This window comes from Alcanivorax sp. (assembly GCF_051117345.1).
Taxonomy (GTDB): Bacteria; Pseudomonadota; Gammaproteobacteria; order Pseudomonadales; family Alcanivoracaceae; genus Alcanivorax.
In genome coordinates, this window is record NZ_JBNPEC010000004.1 from 1 (window position 1) to 11,493 (window position 11,493).

The 11,493-nt window shown below is 60.0% G+C and carries 9 protein-coding genes and 1 pseudogene; 9 read left to right on the plus strand and 1 reads right to left on the minus strand.

What is annotated here, in order from left to right; translation table 11 throughout:
- The 9 genes and pseudogenes from glnD to ACFE0K_RS00235 all read left to right on the plus strand — a co-directional run.
- Window positions 1–869: pseudogene (gene glnD / locus ACFE0K_RS00195) on the plus strand ([protein-PII] uridylyltransferase); the annotation flags it as partial.
- Between the two features lie 4 nt (window positions 870–873).
- Entirely contained in the window at window positions 874–2,055 is a 1,182-nt protein-coding gene (gene dapC, locus ACFE0K_RS00200; protein ID WP_434534138.1) for a succinyldiaminopimelate transaminase, read from the plus strand.
- A gap of 167 nt (window positions 2,056–2,222) precedes the next feature.
- Complete coding sequence (locus tag ACFE0K_RS00205; protein ID WP_434534139.1) at window positions 2,223–2,570, plus strand: ArsC family reductase; 348 nt, start codon at window positions 2,223–2,225, stop codon at window positions 2,568–2,570.
- Window positions 2,571–2,615: 45 nt separating this feature from the next.
- Complete coding sequence (gene dapD / locus ACFE0K_RS00210) at window positions 2,616–3,650, plus strand: 2,3,4,5-tetrahydropyridine-2,6-dicarboxylate N-succinyltransferase (RefSeq protein WP_434534140.1); 1,035 nt, start codon at window positions 2,616–2,618, stop codon at window positions 3,648–3,650.
- Between the two features lie 91 nt (window positions 3,651–3,741).
- A complete protein-coding gene (gene dapE / locus ACFE0K_RS00215; RefSeq protein ID WP_434534141.1) occupies window positions 3,742–4,869 on the plus strand; it encodes a succinyl-diaminopimelate desuccinylase in 1,128 nt (375 codons plus the stop codon).
- Between the two features lie 262 nt (window positions 4,870–5,131).
- Window positions 5,132–5,332: a DUF1656 domain-containing protein gene (locus ACFE0K_RS00220; RefSeq protein WP_434534142.1), complete on the plus strand. Its 201-nt coding sequence runs from the start codon at window positions 5,132–5,134 to the stop codon at window positions 5,330–5,332.
- Between the two features lie 9 nt (window positions 5,333–5,341).
- Entirely contained in the window at window positions 5,342–6,205 is an 864-nt protein-coding gene (locus ACFE0K_RS00225; protein ID WP_434534143.1) for an efflux RND transporter periplasmic adaptor subunit, read from the plus strand.
- 12 nt (window positions 6,206–6,217) lie between these two features.
- Window positions 6,218–8,314 carry an FUSC family protein gene (locus ACFE0K_RS00230; protein WP_434534144.1) on the plus strand — a complete coding sequence of 699 codons (2,097 nt, stop codon included), beginning with the start codon at window positions 6,218–6,220 and terminating at the stop codon, window positions 8,312–8,314.
- A gap of 144 nt (window positions 8,315–8,458) precedes the next feature.
- Complete coding sequence (locus ACFE0K_RS00235; protein WP_434534145.1) at window positions 8,459–10,057, plus strand: aldehyde dehydrogenase family protein; 1,599 nt, start codon at window positions 8,459–8,461, stop codon at window positions 10,055–10,057.
- Window positions 10,058–10,211: 154 nt separating this feature from the next.
- Here the strand turns inward: ACFE0K_RS00235 and ACFE0K_RS00240 are convergent, their stop codons facing one another.
- Window positions 10,212–11,081 (minus strand): Dyp-type peroxidase, encoded by an 870-nt coding sequence (locus tag ACFE0K_RS00240; protein WP_434534146.1) that lies wholly within the window; start codon window positions 11,079–11,081, stop codon window positions 10,212–10,214.
- Between the last annotated feature and the right edge of the window lie 412 nt (window positions 11,082–11,493).

Genomic DNA, 11,493 nt, shown 5'->3' on the forward strand with positions numbered 1-11,493 from the left:
CCCTGTTGCGTCAGCTCTACACGGAAACCAAGCGCGCCCTGCGCCGGGGTCTCAACAACCCGGTGGAAAAACAGGACTGGATCGACGAAACCCGCGATGCGGCAATGAAAATGCTTGCCGAGCGAGACCATGACCCCAAAGCGATCGAATCCCTATGGGCGAACATCGGCGACGAATATTTCCTGCGCGAAACCCCCCGGGACATCTCCTGGCACACCGAAGCGCTACTGGATCGGGATGATCCGGAAGACCCGCTGGTGCTGATCCGCGAATCCAGTCAGAGTGTGCTGGCCGGCGGCTCGCAGATCTTTATCTACACCCCGGATACCCGCAACCTGTTCAGCGCCACGGTGAACGCCCTGGACACCCTGGGCCTGACCATCATGGACGCGCGCATCATTACCAGTGCCGACGGCTTCAGCCTGGATACCTATATCGTTCTGGACGAAAACGGCACCCCCATTGGCGAGGACTGGCCGCGCATCGAACAGATCCGCAAAACACTCACCGAGACCCTGAAGCATCCGGAACGGTTCTCCTCCACGGTGAGTCGACGCATGCCCCGCCGACACAAGCATTTCGATGTGCCCACCCAGGTACTGATCAGCAACGATATCGTCAACGACCGCACCGCCGTGGATATCCAGACCCTGGATCGCCCCGGCCTGCTTGCCCATATCGGTCGCATTTTCATGCGCTTCGAGGTGCTGGTGCAGAATGCCCGCATTGCTACCCTCGGCGAGCGCGTGGAAGACGTCTTCTTTATTACCGATCTCGATGGCGATCCGGTTTCCGACCCGGCCCTGTGTCAGGAGCTGCAGGAAACCCTCATCAAAGAACTCGACGACAAGAACAACGGAAACTCCTGACCTTATGAATCCAGATCTGGAACGGTTGCACCCTTACCCGTTTGAAAAACTGAAACTTCTGTTCAAGGATTTGCCCGCCTCGGACAAGTCACCCATTGCCTTGTCCATTGGCGAACCCAAGCATCCTTCGCCGGACTTTGTGCAACAGGTACTGGGCGACAACACCGCCCTGCTGTCGCGCTACCCGACCACCGCCGGCATTCCGGAGCTGAGCGAGGCCATTGCCGCCTGGCTCAAGCGCCGCTTCCACCTCAACAGCGTGGATGCCGCCAGCCAGGTGCTACCGGTGAACGGCACCCGGGAGGCCCTGTTTGCCTTCACACAGGCCGTCATCGACCGCCAGCGTCAGCCACTGGTGCTGATGCCCAACCCCTTCTACCAGATCTATGAAGGCGCCACCCTGCTGGCCGGCGGCGAGCCCATGTACCTGCCCTGCACCGACAGCACCGGCCTGCAACCGGATTTCGACGCGGTCAGCGAAGACACCTGGATTCGTACCCAGCTGCTGTTTATCTGCACCCCCGGCAATCCCACCGGCGCCACGCTCACCAAGGCCCAGCTCAAGGCTCTGATCCAGCTGGCCGACAAGTACGATTTCGTGATCGCCTCGGACGAGTGCTATTCGGAAATCTACCGGGACAAACCTCCCGCCGGCCTGCTTCAGGCCTGTGCGGAATTGGGCCGGGACGACTATCGCCGCTGTGTGGTCTTCCACTCCCTATCCAAGCGTTCCAACCTGCCAGGGCTGCGCTCCGGTTTCGTGGCCGGTGACAGCGAAATCCTCAAGGGCTTCCTGCGCTACCGCACCTATCACGGCTGCGCCATGCCTATTCACCACCAGCTGGCCAGCATCGCTGCCTGGAATGATGAAACCCACGTGGAAAAAAACCGCGTCCTCTACCGGGAAAAGTTCGACGCGGTACTGGACATTCTCGGCGGCCCACTTAAGGTATCCGCCCCGGCTGCCGGCTTTTACCTGTGGCCGAAGACACCGATTTCCGATGAGGAATTCGCCCAGCGCCTGCAAGCGGAGCAAAATGTCACCGTACTGCCCGGGCGCTACCTGTCACGGACTGTGAATGGCAAGAACCCGGGCAAAAACCGGGTACGCATGGCGCTGGTGGCACCGCTGGAGGAATGTGTGGAAGGGGCGAAACGGATCAAGGCGTTGCTGGATACGCTGTAAAAAGCAGCTACAAGCCACAAGCTTCAAGCTGCAACACGGATCACGATGGCTTCAACCTGAAGCTCTCTGCCCGCGCACAAATACGCGGCGATAAGGCTGAAGCGCGCTACGACACATCCCGCGTTGAGGCTTGTAGCTTGTAGCTTGTAGCTCGAAGAGGAAACCACATGGAACTGACCATCTTCGGTATCAAGAACTGCGATACCATGAAGAAAGCCATGAAGTGGCTGGATGACAACGGCATCGTCTATCACTTCCATGACTACAAGAAGGAAGGCGTGCCCGAGCAACGTCTTCGTCAGTGGCTGGAAGCGCTGGGCTGGGAAACCGTGATCAACAAACGCGGCACCACCTGGAAAAAGCTGGATGATGCCGTACAAGAATCCATGAACACGGAAAAGGCGATTACCGTGGCGACGGAGAATCCGTCCATCATCAAGCGCCCGATCCTGCAGAACGACCATTTCATCCTCGCCGGTTTCAAGGCCGACGAGTGGAAAGACACTTTGAATTAAGAAACGTCAGACGCCTGACGTCCGACGCATTGAAGAGAGGACACCATGAGCAACTTTTTCGCCATCGCCCTGGGCTGCGGCACCAAGAACCGCAACGACAACTGGCTGGAAGTCTTTTTCCCGGACCCGGCTATCAACCCGAATGACAAACTGGTCGAAGTCATTCGCGAAGAACTGGGCTATGAAGGGGGTAATGCTGCCATTGAACTGACGCACCGCCAGGTGCAGCACATTGCCCGCGAATGGCGTGAAGCCGGTTTCGAGCATGAAGCCAGCTACGCGGTAGCTTTCCAGGAATCCGATCGCCCGGTGGTTCTCACCGTACTGGAAACCGATGCGGAGCCGGCGTCCACACCGGAAGCCTACCTGAAGCTGCAGCTGATCTCTCATCGCCTGGTGAAGCCCCACGGCGTCAACCTGTCCGGCATGTTCCCGCTGCTGCCCAACGTGGCCTGGACCAACGAAGGTGCCGTGGACCTGGACGAACTGCCCGAACGTCAGCTGCTGGCCCGCTTGAATGGCAAGGTGCTGGAAGTGAACAGCGTGGACAAGTTCCCCAAGATGACCGACTACGTGGTGCCCAAGGGCGTGCGTATTGCCGACACCGCTCGCGTCCGTCTGGGCGCCTATGTGGGCGAAGGCACCACCATCATGCATGAAGGCTTTATCAACTTTAACGCCGGCACCGAAGGCCCGGGCATGATCGAAGGCCGCATCTCGGCTGGCGTCTTCGTGGGCAAGGGCTCCGACATCGGCGGTGGTGCTTCCACCATGGGCACCCTGTCCGGCGGTGGCAACATCATCATTTCCCTGGGCGAAGGCTGCCTGCTGGGCGCTAACGCCGGCACCGGCATCCCGCTGGGCGACCGCTGCACCATCGAAGCCGGCCTGTACATCACCTCCGGTTCCAAGGTGCAGTTGCTGGACGACAAGGGCGAGATCGTCAACACCGTCAAGGCTCGTGACCTGGCCGGCCAGTCCGACCTGCTGTTCCGCCGCAACACCACCAATGGTGCGGTGCAGTGCCTGACCAACAAGAGCGCCGTCGCCCTGAACGAAGACCTGCACAAGCACAACTAAAGACAGCTACAAGCGACAAGCTGCGAGCGACAAGCAGGCCTTCCCGGTCTGTGAGCTTGCAGCTTGTCGCTTGAGGCTTGGAGCTGATTTCATGTCCCGCACCCTCGATTACACCAAAGAACTCATCCGCCGCGCTTCCGTTACCCCTGAGGACGAAGGCTGTCAGGACTGGATGATTGAAAAACTGGAAGCGCTCGGCTTCCAGTGCGAAACCCTGTGGTTCGAGGAAGTGCGCAACCTGTGGGCGCGGCGCGGCACGCAAGGGCCGGTATTTGCCTTTGCCGGCCACACCGACGTGGTCCCCACCGGGGATGTGTCGGCGTGGAAATATGATCCTTTCACACCCACCGAGGAAGGTGATCTGCTCTATGGGCGCGGCACCGCCGACATGAAAGGCTCCATCGCCGCCATCATGGTGGCCATCGAGGATTTTGTGGCGGCGCATCCGGACCACAACGGCAGCCTGGCCCTGTTGATCACCGCCGATGAGGAAGGGCCGTCAGTGAACGGCACCGTCAAGGTGGTCGAACACCTGCAGGCCCGCAACGAACACATTGACTATTGCCTGGTGGGCGAGCCCTCTTCCACCAACAGCGTGGGCGATGTGATCAAGAATGGTCGCCGTGGCTCCCTGGGCGCACGGCTCGCCGTAAAAGGCATTCAAGGACACGTTGCCTACCCGCACCTGGCCCGCAACCCGGTGCACGATGTGGCGCCGGCGCTGGCCGAGCTGGCCGCTACGGAATGGGATCAGGGTAACGATTTCTTCCCGGCCACCAGTTTCCAGATTTCCAATATCAACGCCGGCACCGGGGCCACCAATGTGATTCCCGGCACCTGCGAGGTGATCTTCAATTTCCGTTTCTCCACGGAACTGACCGATGCCCTGCTGCGCGAACGTACCGAGGCGATCCTGGGCAAGCACGGCCTGGATTACGACCTGCAATGGACCCTGTCCGGCCAGCCGTTCCTCACCGATCGCGGCGCCCTGGTTGATGCTGCCGTGGCGGCCATCCGGGATGTCACCGGTCGCGACACCGAGCTGTCCACCGCCGGCGGCACCAGCGACGGTCGCTTTATTGCCCCCACCGGCAGCCAGGTGGTGGAGCTGGGCCCCACCAATGCCACCATCCACAAGGTGGACGAACACACCAGCATCAGCGAGCTGGACACGCTGACCAAGATCTACACCCGACTGCTCGAAAATCTGATGCAGTGAATCCACACCCGGTGCCAAGGATTTTCATAGCGAGGAAACAGCCTTCACCACACCTCCACTTATGGCACCTGTAGGAGCACCTCTCGAGGTGCGAACCGCGCGTTAGCCAGGACCGATCATCAACTTCCTGGACAGGTTCAGAAAGACCCGGACATTCTTGTCCCTCGCCAAGGCTCGCGTTCGCACCTCGAGAGGTGCTCCTACAGGCGCCCCGGATTATCCGTTACCATGCTGGTTAACATGACACTGCCAGGGAACAACGATGTGGCTGCATGAAATTCCGGTAGGCGGACTACTGATCAGCCCCATGGTGCTATTCGTCCTGCTGGGCATGATGCTCACCCTGCTCTCTTTTTTGCTGCTGCGTAAACTGGGCTGGCATCAGCAGCTCTGGAAAAGCGCCTGGGTGTATCTGTCACTGTTTATCTGCTTTGTAGCCCTTTTCCTACGAGCGCTGAGTTAGGGACAATTCATGCAACAACCGCTACGCATTCTGCTCACCGTGGTTCTGGTCATCCTGGCTTTGCTGGCCGGTAACTGGGTGTGGAATTATTACCTCTATGCCCCCTGGACCCGCGACGGCAAGGTGCGCGCCGAGATCATTACACTCTCCCCGGATGTCTCCGGCTGGGTACGCGAACTCCACATTAGTGACGACCAGACCGTAAAACAGGGCGATCCCCTGTTCCGTATCGATGACATACGCTACCAGGCCACCCTGGCCCAGGCCGAGGCGCAGCTGCTCCACGAACAGGAATCCCTGCGGCTGGCGCAGCACCAGTATGAGCGGCGCCAACGCCTGCACGCCGGCAATAGCATCAGCCGTGAAGAACTGGACAGCGCCCGTATTGAGGCCCAGCTTGCCGCCGCCAATGTGGCACTGGCCAAGGCGGAACTGGCCAGCGCCAGAATCAATCTGGAGCGGACAAAAGTAGAAGCTCCCGCAGACGGCACCATCGTCAACCTGACTCTTCAGCAGGGTAACTTCGTCAATCAGGGCACCCCGGTGATATCCATGGTCAAGACCGGCAGTTTCTATGTCACCGGCTACTTCGAAGAGACCAAGCTGCCCATGGTGGAAGTGGGCCAGCGAGCCACCGTGGTACTGATGAACGGTGCCCGCAAACTGCGCGGCAAGGTCACCAGCGTGGGCCAGGCCATTGCCAACGCCAACACCCAGACCGACGGCCAGCTACTGCCCCAGGTGCAGCAGACCTTCAACTGGGTGCGCCTGGCCCAGCGCATCCCGGTGCATATCGAGCTGGACCACATTCCCGACGACATTCTGCTTGCCGCCGGCATGACCGCCACCGTGCGCCTGCACGAACAGGACTAGAAGAGTAGCCCCATGACTCTGGACCCGCGACTGGCCGTTCTGCTCACACCGGATCGCCAGTCTGTCCTGTTCGCTGCCAAGGGCGTCATCGCCATGGCCCTGGCGCTCTACCTGTCCATGCTGCTGCAACTGGATCGGCCCTACTGGGCACTGATCTCAGCGGTGTTCCTGCAAGTCCGCCCGGAAACCGGACTGGTGATTGAAAAAGGTTTCTGCCAGATCGGCGGCACCCTGGTGGGCGGTGCAGTGGGCCTGCTGATCCTGGCCTGGCTACTCCCCTACCCGGCTCTCGCCATCGGCGCCCTGACCCTGTGGATCGGCCTCAATGCTGGCGCCTCCGCCTGGGTACGCCAGGCCAATTTCATCTACGGTTTCGCCATGGCGGGCATTACCGCCACCCTCATTGTGGTACTGGCCATCGCCGACCCGGCCAATACCTCCAGCCTGGGCATCTTCCACATTGCCAACGCCCGGGTCAGTGAGATCATTATCGGCGCCGTCTGTGCCACTCTGGTCAGCAGCCTGCTGTGGCCGGTACGGGTCAGTGGCCTGCTCAAGGAACATGCCCGCACCGCTCTCAATCAGACACTGGCCTATCTGGAGCTGGAACTGGACCCGACGGGCACCCACGCCAAACGCCACAATCAGGTGGATACCCTGTTGCAGGGTATTTTCGCGCTCAGTGATGACAGCAGCGCCGTTCATTACGAGGGCAGCCATGGCCCCGGGCGGGCCCGGGCGGCCACGGTGATCTGCCACAAAACCCTGTCACTGGTGGCCCGTATCCGCGTGATCGGGCGCCTGATGAGAAACCACGACGACCTGCTCACCCCCGCCTTGCGAGACCTGCTTGATGCCCTGCGAGCGGCATTCCAACGCATGCGCGAAACCCGCTCCGCCGAGCAGGCCATGAAAGAAGCCCAGGCCCTGCGCCAGCAACTGCGCGAAGCCCGCGGCGAGCAAGCCGAGGATGCCCCGCCACTGCAGCGGCGCTTCTTCCAGGTCAGCCAGAACCTGACGGCGGACCTGATCCTGGCTCTGGAGGCCAACCGTGCCCTGCATTTCAGCCATGAAGTGCAACTGCGACCGCAGGGACTACGACCTTACCGGGACCTGCAGATCGCTGCCGCCGTGGGCTTGCGCAGTGCGCTGGTGTTCGCGCTTGCCGCCGGCCTCTGGGTAGGCACCGCCAGCCCCATGGCCATCATGCTGATGATCATGCCGGTGATGTTCACCATTCTCTTTGCACGCCTGCCAGAGCCGGATCAGGTATTGAAACGGGCCACTTTCAGTTCCGTGCTGGCCGCACCGGTGGCGCTGTTCTTCACCCTGCCACTGCTGGCTCTCAACAACGGCAACTTTCCCCTGCTGATCCTGATTCTCGGTGCGCCTTTGTTTGTCGGCCTGCTGGCCATCAGCAAACACCTGACCCTGCCCCTGGGTCTGGGCTTCTGCACCCCTTACATCATTCTGGTTCAGCCGGGCAATGCCATGGATTTTGACGTGGCCCGGGTGGCCAGCAACGGCCTTGCCATCACGGCGGGAATCGCCATCGCCTTCCTCATGTTCCGGCTGATTACCCCTCCCAATGGCCCCAACCTGCGCCGCCGACTGATCCGCCAGACCGCCACCGACCTGACCTTGCTGGGCAATACTGCACCGGCCACGAAAAGTGCCGCCAACATCAATGAGGAATGGTTCAACGCCCGCATGGCAGACCGGCTGCGCTGGCTGACCATCTGCGACAAGGCTCTGCCGGAAGCCCAGCGGCACTACACCGACCTGGGCCTCACTGGACTGAACCTGGGCCAGGTCTCCCTGTGGATTCAGAGTCGCCTGCGTAGCAATGCCCCACCCGCGCTACTCGACAGCGCCGATCGCTGGCAACTGGCGCTGGCTGCGGCCTACCAGGCTTGCTCCCGTGGCACCGTCGACGAGGGCTTTCGCCAGCAATCGGAAAGGCTCAAACTGGAAATGGAAGACGCTGGCAACCTGGCTCAGCGCGACCGTGATCTGATTGCCGGCGCTTTGGAGCGCATTGCACTGACCTTCGAGCGCATGGCGTTCCGGCTGACGGAAGCGCAAGCAAGCCGGGACGTCACTGCCTGAAGCGCCGGCAAATCGGCCCGAACAGCACTAGCCAGAATGTCTACTCTGTGTTTACCTATGTGCCTTTTCCGGAGCCAGACACTGGCCCTCTCTGAACAGCCCGCAGGCCGCCTTTGCGACCTGCCGTGATGGAGACTTCCTCACATGACCGCGCAAGAAAAGCTCGACAGCAAAACCGTACTCGACACCAACCCGGCCACAGGCACCGCTGTGGCCGAGCTGAATGAAACCGATCTGGCCAAGCTGCCCGAGATCATGACCCGGGCCCGTGAAGCCCAGGCAATCTGGGCGGCCAAATCCTTCAAGGAACGAGCTCGCCATATCACCATGATGCGCAGCTACATTGTCGACCGCGCCGACGACCTGGCTCGCACCGTCAGCGAAAGCAACGGCAAGACCCTTACCGATGCACTGGCCACCGAAGTGCTGCCCTGCGCCCTGGCCTGCAAGTGGTATGCGAACAACGCTGAAAAGTATCTGAAAGAGAAGAGCCGCCCCGGCGGCAGCATCCTGTTCTTCAACAAGAAGACCCACATGCTGCGTGTGCCACTGGGCGTAGTGGGGATTATCAGCCCCTGGAACTATCCGCTGTCGATCCCCTTCGGTGAAATTGTCATGGGCCTGATGGCCGGTAATGCCGTACTGCTGAAAGTGGCCGCTGCCACCCCGGCAGTAGGACGCGCCATCGAGCAGATCATCGCCGCCGGTGAATTGCCCGAAGGTCTGTTCCATCACATCGTCGGTTCCGGCTCCAAAGTGGCCACCGGTTACTTTGAAAATGGCGTGGACAAGCTGTTCTTCACCGGCAGCGTTCCCGCCGGCAAGACCCTGATGGCCCAGGCTGCAGAAACCCTCACTCCGGTTTCCCTGGAGCTGGGCGGCAACGACCCCATGCTGGTACTGGAAGATGCCGACCTGGAGCGCGCCACCAACGGTGCGGCCTGGGCGGGTTACCAGAATGCCGGCCAGAGCTGCGGCGGCGTGGAACGGGTGTATGTAGTGGACGCGGTCTATGACCAGTTCGTGGATCTGCTCGCCAAGAAGACCCGCCAGCTACGTCACGGCGTGGGTTGCAACGATTTCAACGTGGATATCGGCAGCCTGACCACCGCCGGCCAGTTACGTACCGTGCAGCAACACCTGGAAGATGCCCTCGCCAAGGGAGCCCGTATCGAGGCCCAGTCCCGCCCGGTAGGCAATGTGGAAAACGGCTTCTTCCATCCGGCGACGCTACTGACCAATGTCACCGACGACATGCTCACCATGTGCGATGAAACCTTCGGCCCCCTCATTGCCGTACAACGGGTGGCCAACGAAGAAGACGCCATCCGCAAGGCCAACGACTCCAAGCTGGCACTGACCTCATCCGTGTGGACCAAAAACAACAAGCGTGGCCGTGCCATTGCTGCCCGGCTGCAGTCCGGGGTCACCACCATCAATGATCACCTTTACAGCCACGGCCTGTCCGAAACCCCCTGGGGCGGCTGGAAGGAATCCGGTATCGGCCGCACCCATGGCCCGGAAGGCCTGGAGGAAATGACCCAGGCCAAAGCGGTCAACTGGGATATTCTGCCCTCCAGGCGCAACATCTTCTGGTACCCCTTCGACGAAGCCACCTACAACGGCATCAAGAACGCCCTGCACTTCATCTTCCCGAAAGGCATCGGCCAGATGCTCAGCGCTTCGCTGAAACTCACCCCCTTCCTGGTGAAGAAGATGTTTACCAAATGGAAAACGGACTAAAAAGCAATTAATAATGAATAATTAATAGCTAATAACTACGCGCGTGAGCGCGTCATTAGCGGAAAGCAAAGAGGCCGCGCCCATACATCTGGGCGCGGCCTCTTACGTTTCAAAACAATAAAATCTATATCGTGAAACTATTAATTATTAACTATTAATTGATCCCGTCGAGCCACTCCTGATCCGGCGCGTACCACCACGAGCCCATCACCGGGCGGGTGTAGTCCAGCAGACGGTCTTTGACGGTATCGTCGGCGATGCCGTACATGCGACGAAGCAGGTAGTCGTAGCGGTCCAGTTCGCAGCAGAAAGCCAGGAAATACAGGCCGTGCTCGCTGCTGTCACCGTAGGGTACCGAGCGACGCCACATTTTCTGGGGAACACCGTCCCGGTCAACATCCGTGCGACCGACATGGGAATCCGGCGGCATGCGATCTTCGTCGAATTCCACCGCGTCTTCCTTGGTACGGCCAAACACATTCTCCTGATCGCTCACCGGCAACTGATTGAATGTCTTCAGGTCGTGAACCCATTTCTGGGTCAGCACCCAGCTTCCGCCCGCGCCGGGATGCGGCTCGGCGATAAAGGCGGCTTGCTCTGCCTTGTCGCCGGTAGGGTTGCCAATGCCATCGACAAAACCGGTCAGGTCGCGCATGTCGTGATAGACGAAGCTGTTCAGCTCCAGTTGCGTGGAAAGCAGTTCGCCGACGGCATCCCGTACCTGCATACCGGTATCGAACAGATCACCGCGCTCTTTCGCCTGCACCCAGACCCACAGGTCCCCCTGGGTCGCCGGCACATGGCCTTCCAGGGAAAACGGCGGGAAGGTGAAGCGGGTATCCAGTTGCTCCCAGAGGGCCGGGCCAAACGCCATCAATACCGGCGTCTTTTCGCTTTTCAGCGAATTCAGCTGGCGCAGTGCAGCTCTCACCGCCTGCATCTCCTGGCCACTGCCGAGGCAGAATTCGAAGAACAGATGATGTTGATAACTACGATCAAAAATCCCCGTTTGCGGTGTCGACACCGTTAACTCCTTAGTACGTATCAATAAACTTCCGACAGTCTAGCAGGCTGTTGAAAAGCCCGTTGCGAATTCAGTCTTTCAGGCTGGTTCGCAATCTAGGCGCGTTTTTGAAGGTGTATGTCCATCCATCAAAAAAGCGCAACAACGAGTGCGGGCCAGCCTGGAAGACCCGGAGGGCGAGGCCTGAAGGGCACATCTGCTGCGCTTTGTCGCTAGGAAAGGGAACCACCCTGTCCGTTACGACAAAACACAACAGCTGCACCCTTCAGGCCTCGCTGAACACGCAAGGGGCTTTTCAACAGCCTGCTAGCAAGGCTACCTGACTTGTTCCCGTGAATATAATGGACCATGGTACGAACTGGCAGACGCAATTCTGAAACAAATTGAAATATGCGCTGGTGTTCCCTGCCCG

Coding starts and splice junctions, on each gene's coding strand:
- dapD (WP_434534140.1), top strand. CDS start 2,616: ATGAGCAACTTTTTCGCCATCGCCCTGGGCTGCGGCACCAAGAACCGC.
- ACFE0K_RS00235 (WP_434534145.1), top strand. CDS start 8,459: ATGACCGCGCAAGAAAAGCTCGACAGCAAAACCGTACTCGACACCAAC.
- ACFE0K_RS00225 (WP_434534143.1), top strand. CDS start 5,342: ATGCAACAACCGCTACGCATTCTGCTCACCGTGGTTCTGGTCATCCTG.
- ACFE0K_RS00220 (WP_434534142.1), top strand. CDS start 5,132: ATGTGGCTGCATGAAATTCCGGTAGGCGGACTACTGATCAGCCCCATG.
- dapC (WP_434534138.1), top strand. CDS start 874: ATGAATCCAGATCTGGAACGGTTGCACCCTTACCCGTTTGAAAAACTG.
- dapE (WP_434534141.1), top strand. CDS start 3,742: ATGTCCCGCACCCTCGATTACACCAAAGAACTCATCCGCCGCGCTTCC.
- ACFE0K_RS00205 (WP_434534139.1), top strand. CDS start 2,223: ATGGAACTGACCATCTTCGGTATCAAGAACTGCGATACCATGAAGAAA.
- ACFE0K_RS00230 (WP_434534144.1), top strand. CDS start 6,218: ATGACTCTGGACCCGCGACTGGCCGTTCTGCTCACACCGGATCGCCAG.